The following is a 15,004-nucleotide window of genomic DNA, read 5'->3' as shown; positions in this document are numbered from 1 at the left end:
GGTGATCTCCTGACGAAAGGTGGGTGGATGGGCGTGGGCCCGCCCGGAAGGCAACGGGCGGGCCCACGGTCGAGGGTGCCGGTCCTCGCTTACTCCTCGTTGTCGTCGAAGGGGTTCTCGACGAGGGCGTTGGAGTGGGAGGCCGAGGCGTGGGCCAGCTGGCCCTGGTCGGCGATCGGCGTGAAGATCTGCTCGTTGTCCATGAACTCTCCTCGTGTACCTGGGCGTTGCGGCGTTCGGGTGAGCGCCGCGGACGCCACATTAATGAATGCGATTTTCATATTCAAGATCTGGAAGAGGGTGATCCGGGTAACACACCGGCCAGCCCCCCTCGGGGTCCCGGCCGACTCGTCCCGCCACCTTCAGCACGTCCGCCAGCAACCCGGGGGTCACCACCTCGCCCGGTGCTCCGTCGGCCACCACACGGCCGTCGCGCAGGGCGACGACGCGTTCGGCGAACCGGGCCGCGTGGGCCAGGTCGTGCAGCACCATCACCACGGTGAGCCCGCGTTCCCGGCGCAGTCGGACCACCGTCTGCAGCACGTCGAGCTGGTGGTGCAGATCCAGGTAGGTGGTCGGCTCGTCGAGCAGCAGGACGCGCGTGTCCTGGGCGAGCGCCATCGCGAGCCGGACCCGCTGCCGCTCGCCTCCGGACAGCGCGTCGACGTCACGGTCGGCCCACTCCTCCACCCCGACGTCCCGTAGCGCCCGGTGCACGACGGGGTCGTCGCCCTCGCGCAGCATGCCCAGCGGTCCGCGCGCCGCGTACCGCCCCTGGCGGACGAGATGACGCACCGTCATCCCCGGAACGGCCGGAGCGGACTGGTGCAGCAGGGCCACCCTCCGGGCCGTGGCCCGCCGGGACAGCCGGGCGAGGTCGTCCCCTCCGAGGCGAACGCGCCCTTCGTCAGGTTGCAGCAGCCCGGCGGCCAGCCGCAGCAGGGTCGACTTGCCGCAGCCGTTCAGCCCGATGAGGGCGGTCAGTTCGCCCGGTTGGACGGTCAGGTCGACGCCCCGCAGCACAGGTCGCCCGGGATAGCCGAAGTGGACCCCCTCGACGTGGATCCCCACGGACTCGGTCATGCTCTGTCCTCGATTCGACGTCAGAACGAACGGCTCGGCGTGCGGCGCACGACGACCAGCAGCAACGCGGCGCCGAGACAGGCGGTGAGCGCCCCGACCGGCAGCGTGAGCCGTCCGGCGTCCAGCGCCCCCGCCAGCAGCCGCGAGGACAGCTGCGCCGCCGCGTCCGCCCCGCACACCACCACCGCGCCCACCAGGGCGGTGCCGGGCAGGCTCACCCGCAGGTCCGCACCGAAGACGGCCACGGCCAGATGCGGAACGAGCAGTCCCACGAAGCCCAGCGCCCCGACGGCGGCCACCGCGCCCGCCGTCAGCGCCACCGCGCACAGCAGGGCCAGGCTCCGGGCAGGGCGGGCCGAGAGGCCGGCGGCCAGGGCGATGTCGTCCCCGCAGCGCAGCAGGGTCAACGGCCCGGCCAGCAGCCAGGCCGCGACCCCCCACACGAGGGCCCACGGCCACAGCAGGTGCCAGTGCTGCCACACCCGGCCCTCCGTGGTGCCCACCAGCCACTGGACGACGCTGCCGAGTTCACCCGGCTCCACGAGGAGCACCATGGCGGTGAGTCCGCCGAGCACCGCCGACACCAGCACCCCGTGCACGGCGGTCTGCGCGGGGTCACCGCGCCCGCGGCCGGCGAGCAGCCACAGCAGCGCGGCTCCGGCGCACCCGCCCGCGCACGCGGCGAGGACCACGGACAGGGGCGAGTCCCACCCGGCCAGTCCCAGGGCGGTCGCGGTGACGGCTCCGAGCACCGCCCCCGGGGTCACGCCCGTCACCTCCGGCCCGGCGAGGGGATTGCGCAGGGCGGACTGCAGGACCAGCCCCGCGACGGCGAGACAGGCGCCGGCGACGAGAGCCACCAGCAGCCTGGGCAGGCGCAGTTGGAACAGGATGTGGCGCTCCGTCGCGTCACCGCCGCCGTTCATGACGTCCCAGGCCGCGCCCGGGGACATGCCGCGCCCGGCCACCAGTTCCACACCGGCGCACACGAGGGCCAGTGCCGCGAGTGCCGTGAATCGCCGGGTCACCGTACGTCCTCCGATCCGGTCGCCCTGGAAGGGGGCGGGCAGGCATCCCCGGTGCCGACGCGCCCGGGCGCGTCCGCGCCGACGTCGCCCTGCGCCCCGGCACGAGGGATGTCGTCCGCGGCGCCGGAAGCCGTCCTCCTCGGTCCGGGCAACGGCTCGCGCACCGCGGCCGAGGCGGCCGGCCGGCGCCGGACCGCTCGGCCGCGACCGCCCGACCGCATCAGCGCGACCCCGGCCGGCACCCCCAGCAGGGCCGTCCACGCACCGGCCGGTGTCTCCACCGGCGCCAGCGCCAGCCGGGCCGGGAGGTCGGCGACGACCACGGCGACCGCGCCCCAGGCGGCGGACCACGGAAGCCAGCGCGCCGCCCCGGCCGCGGGGTCGAACGACCGCGCCAGGTGCGGGGCGAGGAAGCCCACCCACGCGACCGGCCCGCACACGGCCGTCACCGGGGCGATCAGCACCACCGCGATGGCCAGCGCCGCCAACCGGGCGCGCTGCGCGCGCACGCCCAGCGCCTCGGCGTCCTCGTCGCCCAGCCGCATCACCGACAGCACCGGCACGCACAGCAGGAGTGCGGGGGCCGCGACGAGCAGCCACGGCCACAGACCCGCGACGTCGTCCCACGTCCGGGCGGACAGGGAGCCGAGCAGGTAGCGGTAGATGAGCTGGAGGTCCAACTGGTCGGCCATGACCATCATCACCAGCAGCGCAGCCTGCAGGGCGGCCGCCACCGCGGCGCCGGTCAGCAGTACGGCGGACGGACTGCGGCCGAGCCCGGCGGCCAGGAGCGTGAGCCCGCCGCCGAGCGCGGCCCCGCCGATGGCCAGCATCGGATGGACGACGGCGGGCAGTGACAGGCTCAGTACCAGCGGCGCGGCCACCCCCAGAGCGGCGCCCGACGACACGCCCAGCATCTCCGGCACCGCCAGGGGATTGCGCAGCGCCTCCTGGAGTACCAGCCCGGCCGCACCCAGACAGGCTCCGGCGAGGAGCGCGAGCACCAGTCGCGGCACGCGCAGTTCGGTGACGACGATCCCGGCGAGCGTGGTGTCCCCCTCCAGCACCGCGGCGACCAGCCGGTGCGGTGGGACGTAGGGGGTGCCGAGGCTGAGCGCGCAGACCGAGCAGACGGCCAGCAGGACGACCACCAGGAGCGGCTGCCACCTCCGCGCGACGCGCGACGCCCGCTGTCCGCCCGCCGCGACGGGCTGCGTGTGGGGCGTCCTCACCGCAGGGCGGCCGTGGCCTCGTCGAGGACGATGCCGAGTGAGCGGGTGCCGCGGCCCTTGGCCCACACCTCCGAGTTCACCTCGTGGACGTCGCCGTTCTTCACCGCCGGGATCTTGCCCCAGAGGGGGTTCTCGGCGAGCTTCTCCGACAGCTTGCCGTCCGCGTCGCCGAAGCTCAGCGTCTCGACGAACAGCACGTCGACGTCCTGGGCAAGGATCTCTTCGAGGCTGTAAGTGCCCTGCACGCCACGGGACTTCCACGGGTATTCGGCGATCTTGGGGAAGAGGCTGGCGGCCACGTCGGTCTCCGGGGTCGCGACGCCGAAGTTCTCGTCACTGCCGTAGATGATGAGAGCGGTCTTGTCGCTGGGAGCCTTCTCGGCTGCGGCGAGCTTGGTCCGGAAGGTCTTCTCGGCCTTCTCGCCCTCGGCGGTGCGCCCGGTGAGCGCGGCAAGGTCGCGCAGGTACCCCACGCTGTCCTGCCACGTCTCGGGCTGCATGGCCCAGAACGTCGTGGCGCCCTTGAGGGCCGGGGCGAGCTTGCCGTGCGTGTCCCCCAGGCCGATCACGAGGTCGGGCTTGTGGGAGAGGATCGCCTCCACCTCCGGGGCGATGAATCCGCCGGGGATGACGTCGACCTCCTTGGCCCTGCCCTCCCCCAGGAAGTCCGGGTGGGCGAGCAACGCGCTGTTGGTGGCGGTCGGGACGATGCCCAGCTCGGTCAGGATGTCGTCGCAGAGCGCGAACAGGCAGACGATCCGCTCGGGCTCCTTCTTCAGGGAGACCTTGACGCCGTTGGTGTCGGTCAACTCCGTGGAGGCCTTGATGGGTTCGACGGTGACGTCCGTCTTCGCCGTCGGCTCGGCCTTGTCGTTCGCGGGTTCTTCGGACGACGAGCCGCAGCCGGCCAGAACGGAACCCACCACCACTGCGGTGATCCAGCCACGGACGAATCTCGACGGTGCGCGCAGCATCGATGCCCTCGCTCTTTCTCGGATATCGGGAACGCACCGAAGATACATGATAATCGTTTTCATCAGAACCGGTCTCTGGAGGAACCCATGCCCGCTGACACACCCGTTCTCTTCGTATCCGACCATGTGGACGGATACGTCCATGTACTGACCGTGCCGGACGGAGCCGTCGTGGGAAGCCTGACCGGTCGTCATCTCTCCGAGCACGCCGGGTTCCTGGCGCTGCCGGGCGGACGGGTGGCCTGCGTCGACGACCGGCGAGGGGAACTGCTGGTACTCGATCCGTTCGCCGACGAGCTCGTCGAACGCGCGGTCCCGGTCGCCGTGCCGGCCGAGCACCTCGCCTGCGACCCGTCCGGTCGCCGGCTGGCCGTCACCACCGGCCTGGGCGAGAACCCCGCACCGTGGTCGGACCTGCTGACCGTCCTCGACCTGGCCACCGGGGACACGGCGAGGGTGCGCACCCGCGTCGGCGAACCGGGCGTGACGGTGCTGGGCGGCGACGATCCGCTGGTCGTGCTCCGGCACCGAGAGCCCGGGGAGCTGGCCGTCCACCGGTTCGCCGACCTCCTCGCGGCTCCGCCCGGCTGCCCTCCGGTCACACCGCACGCGGTCCTGCCGCTGCCGGACGACGGACACGGGGACGCGCAGGCGCCCGGCACGGGAGACGTGTTCGCGGCCACGGGCGAGGGAGTGCACCGGGCCCGGAGGAAAGGCGACGCACTCGCCGCCGAGGCGGTGGTCCCCTGGGAGTCGCCCGCCCGCGGCTGGTACCTCCGGCTCGACACCCGCCGGCGCGCGCTGTGGAGCACGCTGCGCGGCGGCGACCCGGACCCGCTGCGCTGGCCGGAGTGGACCAACCAGGCGTGGCGGCACGACCTGGAGACGGGCCGCACGGTGCACACGGAACTCGGCCCCGGGCTCGTCTTCCGGCTGGCCCTCGCCCGGCGCCACACCGCCTTCACCCGCATCCACCCCGACGGCGACGAACTGATCCTCCTGAGCATCGACGGCACCGTCCGCCGGGTTCCCCTGCCGGCCATGGAGGGCGCTCCGCGTCGCGGCGGCACCCCCTGGGAGGGCGTCCAGCGCCGGGCGGTTGCCGCCTCACCGGGCTCCGACTGGATCGCCGTCAGCCGGGGCGGCCACGGCGAGGTGCACCTCGTCGACGCGGAAACGGGGCACGAGGTGACCCGGCTGCGGCCGGGTACTCCACTGCACCACGGCGGCCACATGACACTGCGCAGCCGCGACGACGGCGCCGACGGCGATCCCGTGGGCCGGTGACGACGGGTTCGGGCCGGCACGGTCCGGACGTCCGGGTCAGCCGGCCTGCGACGAACGCCGGGAGGGACCGGCGCGTCTCGCGGCGCGGCCGGCGCACCGGCGGTGGATCAGGTCGCCGCCCGCCGACCACGACAGCAGGCGCATGCACCTCCGCGGCACGGTGCTCTCGCCGCGAGCAGGCGCGACGAGACCACCCGGCACCCTGCGTGACGACCGGCGTGATCACCTGCCCGCCACGGGCATGCGGCCGTTCTGCCAGGTGGGTTCGCCGACCGCGCGGCCGGCTACGCCGTTCTCACGGTGTTCGGGCGCCCGGCCGACCGCCTGGGCGGCGACGAGTTCGCCGTCGTGCTGGAACCGCCCGCCGTCCGCCGCGTGCAGCGGGCCGATGGATGCGGCGACGTCGACGGCGCGGCCGTCGTCGAGGACGACAGGGGTATGCAGCATCCGCACCGGTGCGGCGGCTGTCACTTCCCGGCCGCGCCGGGCTTGCCGCTCATGGATTCCCGGTAGGCATCCGCACAGGTGGGTGAGTCCTTGATCAGGTCGTCGCAGAACGCGGCGACGTCGGTGCCGATGAGTTCCACAACTCCCTTGCCCGCGGCGACGCCCTCCTCGAAGAAGTCGACGACGCCGGAGAGGAGGGACCCGTCGGACAGGCTCACCGGTCCGACCTTGAACAGGTACTTCTGCATCTCCTTGTAAACGATCCGGTAGTCCGGCGGGAGTGCCTTGACCCGGGCCACGTGCGCCCGCCACCGGTGCTTGCCCTCGACGATGTCCTTGATGCCCACGTCAGCCTCCCAGCCGGCTCAGTTCTCTCGCGACGTTCCTGTTCAACTGCTCGCGCCACCGGTCGCGATGAGTCCGGGCCCCTTCTTCACCGGCAAGCGCGGCGCAGAAGCCTCGGACGTCCTCGCCGAGCACCTCGCGGACGCTCTGGCCGTCGGCCGCCGCCACTTCGAGCAACCCCAGGGCGGCGTCGAGCATCGGCATCAGGTTGCGGCCGGTGAAGTCCCCGTGGGGAAAAGGTGGGCGATGATCTGTCCCCACGCCGCCCGGTAGTCGTCCGGCAGGGCCTCGGCCCGGGCTTCGAACGCCTTCCATCCCCTGGTGAGATCGCTGCCGGTGACCTTCTCCCAGAAGTTCATCTCCCGCCCTCCTTGAGCCTGTCGATGCGTGATGAGAGGTAGTGCCATTTCGCCCAGAACTTCGCGAGTTCCTCGCGTCCGGCGTCGTTGAGCACGTAGAACTTGCGCGGCGGACCGACCCCGGACGGCCGCTTCGTCACCTGGACGAGCCCGTTCCTCTCCAGCCGCAGCAAGATGGTGTACACCGTCCCCTCGATGACATCGGTGAAGCCGAGCTCGTTCAGCCGACGGGTGATGGCGTACCCATAGGTCTCCTCCCTGTCGATGATTTCGAGCACGCACCCTTCGAGCGTGCCCTTCAACATCTCCGTCAGGTCGTCCATCGCGGGCGCTCCTCAGCCCTGGGCCGGTACTACGTGATACCGGGTACCGCTATACGGTATCACCGAGTAGCGGGGCGGCAACGTCTCCGGTGGGCGCAACCCCGGAACCGATCGTTCGGCGAGGCACCCGGCTCACGACGGCGCTGCCTGCCGCGGACGAGGGAACGCCGCTACCGCCACATCAACCGCGTCTCCTCGCGACCGTCGCCGACGGGTGGACCGGGCTTCCCTCGGACGGTAGGCGCCGCTGCCGACTTGCGGAGTCGGGACACTCGGTCCCCTCCGATGCGACGAGCAGCCGAGGGCGGCCGGCCAACGGCCGCATCCGGCTAGGCTGAGCAGCGATCAACCGCACGGGCGGGCAAGCAGAGGACAGCGGATGCCATGACGAGCGCAGAAGGCAAACCCACGACGGGAACGGGGCGTCCCACCTCGCGAGACGTTGCCCGGCTCGCCGGCGTGTCGCACACCGCCGTCTCGTTCGTCTTCAATGGCCGTGCCGAGGGCAACCTCTCCCCCGCCACCCAGGAACGCATCCGGCTGGCCGCCGCTCAGCTCGGCTACCGACCCGACCCTGTCGCCCGCGGCCTGCGCCGCCGCCGTACGGCCGTGATCGGACTGGTCACCGACGAGATCGCGTCCTCCCCGTTCGCGGGCCGACTGCTGCGCGGCGCGATGGAGACGGCCTGGGCGAGCGAGCACCTCGTGCTCACCATCGACTCCGGCGGCGACCCCGCCAAGGAGGACGCGGCCGTCGCCGAACTCCTGGACCGGCGGGTGGACGGCATCATCTACGCCGCCATGTGGTTGCGCCGGGTCCGCGTCCCCGAAGGGCTGCACCGCACCCACTCCGTCCTCGCCAACTGCCTGCCCGAGGACGACTCCCTGCCCGCCGTCATCCCCGCCGAACGGGCCGGAGGCCGTACTGCGGCCCGGCTGCTGCTCGACCACGGGCACCGCAGGATCGCCTGCATAGGAGGAATGGACGACATCGCGTCCGCCGAGCGGCTGCGCGGCTTCCGCGAGACACTGCGCGCCGAAGGGATCACCGTCCCCAAGGAGTGGGTGCTGCGCACCGGTGGTGAGATCGTCGGCGGCTACGACGGAGCCATGCGGCTGCTCGACGGAGCAGAACCGGCCCGCCGTCCCACTGCCGTCTTCTGCTACAACGACCGGGTCGCGGCGGGCGTTCTGCACGCCGCGACCCGGCTCGGCGTCGCCGTTCCCGCCGGGCTGTCGGTGATCGGTTACGACGACCAGGAGCACATGGCCGCCTTCCTCACGCCGCCCCTGACCACGGTCGCCCTCCCGCACCGTGAGATGGGCGAGTCCGCCGCCCGCCTGCTCCTGGACGCCATCGCCGGCCGCACCCCGTCGGCCACGGTCCGCCGCCTGACCTGCCAGGCGGTGATGCGGTCGTCGGTGGGCCCGGTCCCGACCGCGTGACGACGCAGTGGCCGCCGCGGGGCCGGGGGGCGGTGTCGTTGCGGGGAGGAAGAACGGGACGCGTTCCTCTGGCCGCGGGTGGCGCCGGGGACGTGGGACCCGTGGCGGTGGGCGTGACGACGGTGCCCGGTACTCAGTTCAGGGTCGGTCCGACCAGCTCCCACGCCGTGACGGTGGCCTCGGCGCCCGTGACGGTCAGTTCGGGCGCGTCGCCCGGGCGTCGGTAGACCCTCTCGGTCACCGTGGCCCGGTCGTCCGCGAACACCTCGTACAGCGAACCGTCCACGAGGACGCGGACGTGCAGCTCCGCACCGCGCGGGATCCGCACCTCCACCGGCGCGGGCCGCCCGGCCCGCCGTACGGTCAGGGTGCCCGCTGCGGGGTCGATCCGAAGCGTCAGCCCCTCCCCCAGGCGGACCGTGGTGAGCGTGCGGGCGGTGACCGTCAGGTCGTAGGCGTCCGGCAGCCGTGCGCCCGTGCCCGGCACGGTGACGAACGGTTCCGGCGCCCGCAGCCTGTCCAGCTCCGGCGCCGGCAGCACCCGCAGGGTGCCGTCGGCGTGGACGTCGACGACGCGCGGCACGGTGAGCACACCGGCCCAGTCGGCCCGCTCGGCCCGGCCGGGCCCGCGGGACTCCCAGGACCAGCCCCACATCAGTGCCCGCTCCGGCTCCTGCAGGACGGCGGGCGCGTAGAAGTCACGGCCGTGGTCCAGGGGGCCGCCGGTGCGCGGGGTGAACCGCAGCCCGTGTCGCGACGAGGATTCGAGACTGCCCGTCAGGTAGCCGGTCGCACACGGGTCGCCGTCCCACAGCGACACCATCAGCACCCAGTCCTCTCCGGGAGCCGCCAGCAGCTGTGGGCACTCCCAGCCGACGGCCTTGTCGCCGAACGCGTCCACGGCCACCGGGTCGGCACCGTCCAGGAGCACACCCGCGAATCGCCACCGCGTCAGGTCGTCGCAGTCGTACAGCAGGATCGAGGGCGTGCCGTCGGCGTGGCCCGCGCCGACGAGGGCCCAGCGGCGGCCGGCGTGCCGGAAGACGAACGGGTCGCGGAACATCACCACCTCCAGGTCGGCCGGCGGGCCCGGCACCACGGGCACGGGCAGCGGCTTCCACTCGGTCAGCGCCGGATCGTCGGGGTCGGCCGCGCGGGCCAGGCAGACGGTGCCGAGGCCGGTGTGGTGGTGGTCGATTCCCGTGTACACCGCTGTCGGGACCCCGTCGTCGTCGACCACGCAGCCGGACCAGCAGCCCGCCTCGTCGGGTCCGCCGGGCGTCGGGGTGAGCGCGATCGGATGGTGCTGCCAGCGGGCCAGGTCCGGACTGGACGCGTGGCCCCAGTGGATGTCGGCATGCACCGGCGCGCCCGGATTGTGCTGGTAGAAGAGGTGGTAGCGGTCACCCCAGCGGAACGGGCCGTTCGGGTCGTTGATCCAGTTGGCGGGCGGACGGACCCGGTAGCGCGGCGCGTTGCTGTCGGGGCTCAACGGTTGACTCCTGCGGAGGTGATGCCCTCGCGGAGAGGGCGCTGGCCGACGACGAACACGGCGACGGCGGGGATCATGGACAGCACCACACCGGCGAGCACCACCGAGACGGAGCCGGTGCCGAGGTTGCCCTGGAGGGAGACCAGCCCGAGCGGCAGGGTGTAGTTCTGGCCGGAGGTCTCCAGGATCAGCGGGCGGAAGAACTCGTTCCAGTGGTAGTTGAAGGCCAGTACGCCGACGATGGCGAGACCGGGTGCAGCGAGCGGCGCGTACACCGAGCGGAACACCCGCCACGGGCCCGCTCCGTCGAGCATCGCCGCCTCGCCCAGGTCCTTCGGCATGCCCAGGAAGTACTGGCGCATCAGGAACGTGCCGAACGCGGTCGGGAACGCCGGAATGATCAGGCCGAGCAGGGTGTCGGTCAGCCCCATCGACTTCAGCACCAGGAACACCGGCACGATGGTGACCTGCAACGGCACCATCATGGTCGCCAGGACCAGGGCGAACAGCGGCTTCTTGAACCGGAACTCCAGGCGGGCGAAGGCGTATCCGGCGAGCCCCGCGGTGATCATCTGGCCGACCGCGATCAGCGCCGTCACCAGCGTCGAGTTCAGGGCGAGCAGCCAGACGTCGATCTGCGCGAACACCCCGCGGTAGGCCTCGGCGGTCGGCTCCGAGGGAATGATCGCCGGCGGCAGGTCGAAGGACTCCGCGGGAGTGCGCAGCGAGGTGGAGACGGTCCAGATCACCGGGCCGAGGGTGAGCAGGGCGCAGACGGCCAGGCCGGCGATGCGCGCCCACGGCGCGAGGGAGTGACGCACCGTGCCGGTGGTCAGGGTCGTGTGGCTCATGGGACTCACCGGCTCACTGGTAGTGGACGAAACGCCGGCTGAGCCGGAACTGGAGGGCGGTCACCGCCATGACCAGGACGAACAGCAGCACCCCCACCGCGGACGCGGTGCCGAAGCGCAGCTGCTCGAAGGCGGTCTCGTAGATGACCATCACGACGGTGCGGGTGGAGTCGCCGGGACCGCCGTCGGTCAGCACGTACGGCTGCTCGAAGACTTGGAGCGCGTTGATGATGCCGACCACGGACGCCACCAGCAGCGTCGGCGACAGCAGCGGCAGGGTGACGTGCAGGTGCTTGCGGGGTCCGGTGGCGCCGTCCAGGGCGGCGGCCTCGTGGACCTCCTTCGGGATGTTGTTGAGCCCGCCGACGAACAGCAGGAAGGAGAACCCGAACTGCTGCCAGACGTAGACCAGGATCACCGCGGCCATCGCCCCGTTCTCCGAGGTCAGCCAGGGCACCGGGGCGATCCCGACCAGCCCGAGCAGCCAGTTCACCAGCCCGAAATCCTGGTTGAACAGGTACTTCATCACCACGGAGATGGACGCCGCGGACAGTACCAGGGGGAAGAAGAACGCCGACCGGAACACCGACCGCAGCCACACCGGCATCCGCCCGTTCACCACGATCGCCAGCACGAGCGCGATCAGCAGTTGCAGCGCGACCGCCAGCACCATGAACAGCAGCGTGTTGCGGAAGGAGACCAGCACGGTCGAGTCGCCGAAGACCTCGCGGTAGTTGGCCGCCCCGGCGAAGCGCGGATCGTCGATGACGTTCCAGTGGAAGAGGCTCAGCACCACCGAGCCGACGATCGGGACGACCGTGAAGACGACGATGCCGACGATCGTCGGCGCCAGGAACAGGGCGGCCAGCAGCCGCGTGCCGCGCTCCCGCGCGGAAGGTCGGACCGCGGCGGGCGGCCGGAGCGCCGACTGCGACCGGACCGGGGGGATCTTCCGGGTGTTCGTCATACGTCACGCTCCATGGCCTTCTCCAGATCGCCCTGGAGCCGGCGCAGCGCCGGACGCACCGCGCGCGGGGAGGACAAGGCGGTGCCGGTGTGCTTCAGCAGCACCTGTTCGACCTCGGCCACCTGCGGTGGCGCCGGGATCGGCCCCGTGTCGGGGAACCGGTCGAGGGTGTCGTAGAAGACCCGCCAGTGGTCGGGGCCGGTCTCCCGGTAGCGGCCCGCGGTCAGCATCGAGCGGCGCGCCGGGGTGGTCTGGTTGGTGGTGAACAGCCGGGTGAGCGTGTCCTTGCGGGCGGCGTACTTGATGAACTCCCACGCCTCCTCCTGCCGGTCGGAGGTGCGCAGCAGCGCGTAGCCCGCCGCTCCGAACTGGTGGCGCTGGGTGCGCCAGCGCGGGAAGTACTGCACGTCGTAGCCGTCGGCGGGCATCCCCGCCTGGTGCAGGCCGCCCGCCCAGAAGCCGCCCGCGGGCGTCACCCCGACCCGGCCCGTGGAGAACACGCCGACCAGGTTCTGCCCGTTGCCGCCCTCGGGGCGGGTGCACAGGCCCTCTTCGATGAGGGAGGCCAGATACTCGTACGTCTCCTCGAACCGGGCGCCGGTCGCCTGCGGGGTGGTCCAGCGGAAGCCGCCGCCGCGCCCTTGGCGCTGGTCGGCCGGGTAGAAGGCGTCCCACAGCCAGTCTCCGCCGGGCGCCTTGGACTCGGCCAGCAGGTTGGTGCCGCCGGCGAAGAGCCAGGGCACCACCCCGCCCCAGAGCCGGTTGGTCCAGAAGTACGGCGTGAAGTGGGAGTCGCTCGCCTTCTTCATCCGGCGCAGCAGCGCGGTGAAGTCCTCCCGGGTCCAGTCGGGCGGCGGATGGTCTGCACCGGCCCGTCGCAGCACCTGCCGGTTGAGGTACATGTCGGCCGCGTTGAACTCCACGGGCAGCTGGTACAGGCTGCCCTCGTACATCATCGACTCCACCAGTGAGGGGTGGACGTCGGCGAAGTACTCCCGCAGCTCGTCGGCGTCCCGCCGGACCCAGCGGTCCAGGGGCGCCCCGAGCCGCTGCGCGAACAGCTGCACGCCCTCCGTCGCGACGTAGACCAGGTCGGGGGCCGTGCCCGCGGCGATCTGGGTGAGGATCTTGGCGAAGAAGTCCGACCAGTCGACGGCCTGCACCGCGTTGATCCGGAGCTTGATGTCGGGGTGGCGCTCGGCGAAGCCCTCGGTCAGGGTGCGCACGGCGGCCGGGCCGTAGGCGGGGCCCAGAGTGGCGACGACGAGGGAGTCGTCGTCGCGGCCGGGGATGTCGGCCGCGGTGAGCCGGTCCCAGGAGGCGGCGGTGCCGGCCAGCGCGGCGGCCGCCGCGCCGTAGGCGCCGTACCGCAGCAGGCTGCGGCGGGTGTGCAAGTCGGTCATCGGGCGTGCCTAACGCGTGTTAGTCATGGGTTGGTGCCGACGATGATGGGAACCGCGCAGCAGCCCTGTCAAGACATGCGAGACCCTTGACCTTTAACGAGTTAGGTCTACAGTCCTGGTTCAACATGAGCCGCCGTTCCGAGCCGCCGCTTGCCGGGCTCGCTCGAACGAAAGGAACGATGCGTGATGCGTGGACTGTCCAGACGAGCACTCTTCGCCGGGTCCGCCGCGGGCGCCGGCGCCGCACTCCTGCCCACGTCGGGTCCCGCCGCGGCGGGACCCCGGGCCGCCGCCCCGACCTGCGCCAGCTATCGGCCGGCGTACCACTTCACCGTCCCCGACCAGTGGAAGAACGACCCGCAGCGCCCGGTCTGGATCGACGGTGAGTACCACTACTACTACCTGTACAACCCGGACTACTTCGCCGGCGGCACCACGACAGGAACCGCCTGGCGCCTGGTCACCAGCACCGACCTGGTCCGCTTCACCGACCGCGGCATCGCCGTCCCGAAGGACACCACGCCCAACGGGGACGTCTGGTCGGGCTCGGCGGTCGTGGACACGCGCAACACGGCGGGCTTCGGCGCCGGCGCGGTCATCGTGCTCGCGACCATGGAACCGGCGGGCGGTGCACAGGCCCAGTACCTGTACTACTCCACCGACGGCGGCCGCACCTTCCGTCCTCACGGCACCGGCCCGGTCCTGCCCAATCCCGGCGCCCGCGACTTCCGCGACCCGAAGGTGATCCGCGACGAACAGCGCAACCGGTGGGTGATGGCGCTCGCCGAGAACAACAAGGTGGGCTTCTACCACTCGACGGACCTCAAGAGGTGGACGTACGCCGGCGGCTTCATCAAGGACGGCATCGGCGTGCTGGAGTGCCCCGACCTGTTCCGGATCATCGCCGAGGACGGCACCGCGAAGTGGGTGCTCGGGGTGAGCGCCAACGGCAAGGGCGCCGGGCTGCCCAACACCTACGCCTACTGGACCGGCGCCTTCGACGGCAGCGCCTTCGCCCCCGACACGTCGGACCCGCAGTGGCTCGACCACGGCTGGGACTGGTACGGCGCCGTCACCTTCGAGAAACGGACCACCAGCGGCACCCTCGACGAGCGCGCCCGCTACGCCATCGGCTGGCTGAACAACTGGGACTACGCCAACACCACGCCCACCATCGACACCGACGGCTTCAACGGCACCGACTCCATCGTCCGCGAGGTCACGCTCAAGCGCGCCGCCACCGGCGCCTACCACCTCGTCTCACGCCCGATCGCCGCCCTGGACCGCTACGTCTCACGCACACTGAGCCTGGGCGACCTCGCGGTCGAGGGCACCCGTGTACTCGACTACCGCGGCACCGCATACGAGGTGACCTGCGAGATCACCTGGGAGCAGCTCACCGGCGCAGGTCTCCAACTGCGCCGCTCCAACGACGGCGGCCGCCATGTCGACGCGGGGGTGTACCGCGACTACGCCTTCCTCAACCGCAGGTCCACCGTCAACCCGGACGCCTCGGGGCGCTGGCAGGAGAGCAAGAGCCCGTTCGATCCGTCGGCGCGACGGGTGCGCCTGAGAGTGCTGGTGGACCGTACATCGGTGGAGATGTTCGTGGACGACGGCCGTTATGTGCACACCTCGCAGGCATTCCCGTACCTCATCGACGACCGGCTCGCGCTGTTCACCATCGACGGCCGGGCGGTGTTCCGCAACACGGTGATACGGGAGTTCACCGTCTGAGGCTCCTCGCCCCTGCACGGGGGCACGGTT

The 15,004-nt window shown here is 71.8% G+C and carries 15 protein-coding genes and 1 pseudogene; 3 read left to right on the top strand and 13 right to left on the bottom strand.

Annotated features, from left to right (window positions below; all coding sequences use genetic code 11):
• Positions 1–89 precede the first annotated feature (89 nt).
• The 5 genes from amiA to ACZ6KF_RS11925 all read right to left on the bottom strand — a co-directional run bounded on the left by amiA (position 90) and on the right by ACZ6KF_RS11925 (position 4,317).
• Positions 90–203: a streptamidine family RiPP gene (amiA, locus tag ACZ6KF_RS11945; protein WP_240797855.1), complete on the bottom strand. Its 114-nt coding sequence runs from the start codon at positions 201–203 to the stop codon at positions 90–92.
• A 58-nt stretch (positions 204–261) separates the two neighbouring features.
• Positions 262–1,083, bottom strand: a complete 822-nt coding sequence (locus tag ACZ6KF_RS11940; RefSeq protein WP_356628085.1) for an ABC transporter ATP-binding protein — start codon at positions 1,081–1,083, stop codon at positions 262–264.
• A gap of 20 nt (positions 1,084–1,103) precedes the next feature.
• Positions 1,104–2,111 carry a FecCD family ABC transporter permease gene (locus ACZ6KF_RS11935; RefSeq protein WP_356628086.1) on the bottom strand — a complete coding sequence of 336 codons (1,008 nt, stop codon included), beginning with the start codon at positions 2,109–2,111 and terminating at the stop codon, positions 1,104–1,106.
• A complete protein-coding gene (locus tag ACZ6KF_RS11930) occupies positions 2,108–3,262 on the bottom strand; it encodes a FecCD family ABC transporter permease (RefSeq protein WP_469238433.1) in 1,155 nt (384 codons plus the stop codon). Before ACZ6KF_RS11930 ends, ACZ6KF_RS11935 begins: the two co-directional genes overlap by 4 nt.
• A gap of 77 nt (positions 3,263–3,339) precedes the next feature.
• On the bottom strand, positions 3,340–4,317 hold the full coding sequence (locus ACZ6KF_RS11925; protein WP_356628087.1) for an ABC transporter substrate-binding protein: 978 nt from the start codon (positions 4,315–4,317) through the stop codon (positions 3,340–3,342).
• An 87-nt stretch (positions 4,318–4,404) separates the two neighbouring features.
• Here ACZ6KF_RS11925 and ACZ6KF_RS11920 point away from each other — a divergent pair, with 87 nt between their 5' ends.
• Positions 4,405–5,604: a YncE family protein gene (locus ACZ6KF_RS11920; RefSeq protein WP_469238356.1), complete on the top strand. Its 1,200-nt coding sequence runs from the start codon at positions 4,405–4,407 to the stop codon at positions 5,602–5,604.
• Positions 5,605–5,826: 222 nt separating this feature from the next.
• Here ACZ6KF_RS11920 and ACZ6KF_RS11915 read toward each other — a convergent pair whose 3' ends face one another.
• The 4 genes and pseudogenes from ACZ6KF_RS11915 to ACZ6KF_RS11900 all read right to left on the bottom strand — a co-directional run bounded on the left by ACZ6KF_RS11915 (position 5,827) and on the right by ACZ6KF_RS11900 (position 7,078).
• Positions 5,827–6,051 (bottom strand): hypothetical protein, encoded by a 225-nt coding sequence (locus ACZ6KF_RS11915; RefSeq protein WP_469238354.1) that lies wholly within the window; start codon positions 6,049–6,051, stop codon positions 5,827–5,829.
• Positions 6,052–6,071: 20 nt separating this feature from the next.
• A complete protein-coding gene (locus ACZ6KF_RS11910) occupies positions 6,072–6,398 on the bottom strand; it encodes a DUF1048 domain-containing protein (protein ID WP_356628089.1) in 327 nt (108 codons plus the stop codon).
• 1 nt (position 6,399) lies between these two features.
• Positions 6,400–6,755 (bottom strand): annotated as a pseudogene (locus ACZ6KF_RS11905) (DUF1048 domain-containing protein).
• Positions 6,752–7,078 (bottom strand): PadR family transcriptional regulator, encoded by a 327-nt coding sequence (locus ACZ6KF_RS11900; protein WP_356628091.1) that lies wholly within the window; start codon positions 7,076–7,078, stop codon positions 6,752–6,754. The pseudogene ACZ6KF_RS11905 and the gene ACZ6KF_RS11900 overlap by 4 nt, the downstream one beginning before the upstream one ends.
• Before the next feature lie 384 nt (positions 7,079–7,462).
• Here ACZ6KF_RS11900 and ACZ6KF_RS11895 point away from each other — a divergent pair, with 384 nt between their 5' ends.
• Positions 7,463–8,524: a LacI family DNA-binding transcriptional regulator gene (locus ACZ6KF_RS11895; RefSeq protein ID WP_469174784.1), complete on the top strand. Its 1,062-nt coding sequence runs from the start codon at positions 7,463–7,465 to the stop codon at positions 8,522–8,524.
• A 133-nt stretch (positions 8,525–8,657) separates the two neighbouring features.
• Here ACZ6KF_RS11895 and ACZ6KF_RS11890 read toward each other — a convergent pair whose 3' ends face one another.
• The 4 genes from ACZ6KF_RS11890 to ACZ6KF_RS11875 are packed head-to-tail and all read right to left on the bottom strand — an operon-like array spanning position 8,658 to position 13,237.
• Positions 8,658–10,016: a glycoside hydrolase family 32 protein gene (locus ACZ6KF_RS11890; RefSeq protein WP_469238353.1), complete on the bottom strand. Its 1,359-nt coding sequence runs from the start codon at positions 10,014–10,016 to the stop codon at positions 8,658–8,660.
• Positions 10,013–10,867: a carbohydrate ABC transporter permease gene (locus tag ACZ6KF_RS11885; RefSeq protein WP_356628094.1), complete on the bottom strand. Its 855-nt coding sequence runs from the start codon at positions 10,865–10,867 to the stop codon at positions 10,013–10,015. The genes ACZ6KF_RS11890 and ACZ6KF_RS11885 overlap by 4 nt, the downstream gene beginning before the upstream one ends.
• A 13-nt stretch (positions 10,868–10,880) precedes the next feature.
• Complete coding sequence (locus ACZ6KF_RS11880; RefSeq protein ID WP_469238351.1) at positions 10,881–11,834, bottom strand: carbohydrate ABC transporter permease; 954 nt, start codon at positions 11,832–11,834, stop codon at positions 10,881–10,883.
• On the bottom strand, positions 11,831–13,237 hold the full coding sequence (locus ACZ6KF_RS11875) for an extracellular solute-binding protein (RefSeq protein ID WP_469238348.1): 1,407 nt from the start codon (positions 13,235–13,237) through the stop codon (positions 11,831–11,833). Before ACZ6KF_RS11875 ends, ACZ6KF_RS11880 begins: the two co-directional genes overlap by 4 nt.
• Positions 13,238–13,423: 186 nt before the next feature.
• Here ACZ6KF_RS11875 and ACZ6KF_RS11870 point away from each other — a divergent pair, with 186 nt between their 5' ends.
• On the top strand, positions 13,424–14,974 hold the full coding sequence (locus ACZ6KF_RS11870; protein WP_356628097.1) for a glycoside hydrolase family 32 protein: 1,551 nt from the start codon (positions 13,424–13,426) through the stop codon (positions 14,972–14,974).
• Positions 14,975–15,004: the final 30 nt, after the last annotated feature.

The organism is Streptomyces sp. NPDC046379, assembly GCF_055587785.1.
This window is presented reverse-complemented; position numbering and strand designations above follow the sequence as displayed.

Coding starts and splice junctions, on each gene's coding strand:
- amiA (WP_240797855.1), bottom strand. CDS start 203: ATGGACAACGAGCAGATCTTCACGCCGATCGCCGACCAGGGCCAGCTG.
- ACZ6KF_RS11940 (WP_356628085.1), bottom strand. CDS start 1,083: ATGACCGAGTCCGTGGGGATCCACGTCGAGGGGGTCCACTTCGGCTAT.
- ACZ6KF_RS11925 (WP_356628087.1), bottom strand. CDS start 4,317: ATGCTGCGCGCACCGTCGAGATTCGTCCGTGGCTGGATCACCGCAGTG.
- ACZ6KF_RS11920 (WP_469238356.1), top strand. CDS start 4,405: ATGCCCGCTGACACACCCGTTCTCTTCGTATCCGACCATGTGGACGGA.
- ACZ6KF_RS11915 (WP_469238354.1), bottom strand. CDS start 6,051: ATGCTGCATACCCCTGTCGTCCTCGACGACGGCCGCGCCGTCGACGTC.
- ACZ6KF_RS11900 (WP_356628091.1), bottom strand. CDS start 7,078: ATGGACGACCTGACGGAGATGTTGAAGGGCACGCTCGAAGGGTGCGTG.
- ACZ6KF_RS11895 (WP_469174784.1), top strand. CDS start 7,463: ATGACGAGCGCAGAAGGCAAACCCACGACGGGAACGGGGCGTCCCACC.
- ACZ6KF_RS11885 (WP_356628094.1), bottom strand. CDS start 10,867: ATGAGCCACACGACCCTGACCACCGGCACGGTGCGTCACTCCCTCGCG.
- ACZ6KF_RS11880 (WP_469238351.1), bottom strand. CDS start 11,834: ATGACGAACACCCGGAAGATCCCCCCGGTCCGGTCGCAGTCGGCGCTC.
- ACZ6KF_RS11875 (WP_469238348.1), bottom strand. CDS start 13,237: ATGACCGACTTGCACACCCGCCGCAGCCTGCTGCGGTACGGCGCCTAC.
- ACZ6KF_RS11870 (WP_356628097.1), top strand. CDS start 13,424: ATGCGTGGACTGTCCAGACGAGCACTCTTCGCCGGGTCCGCCGCGGGC.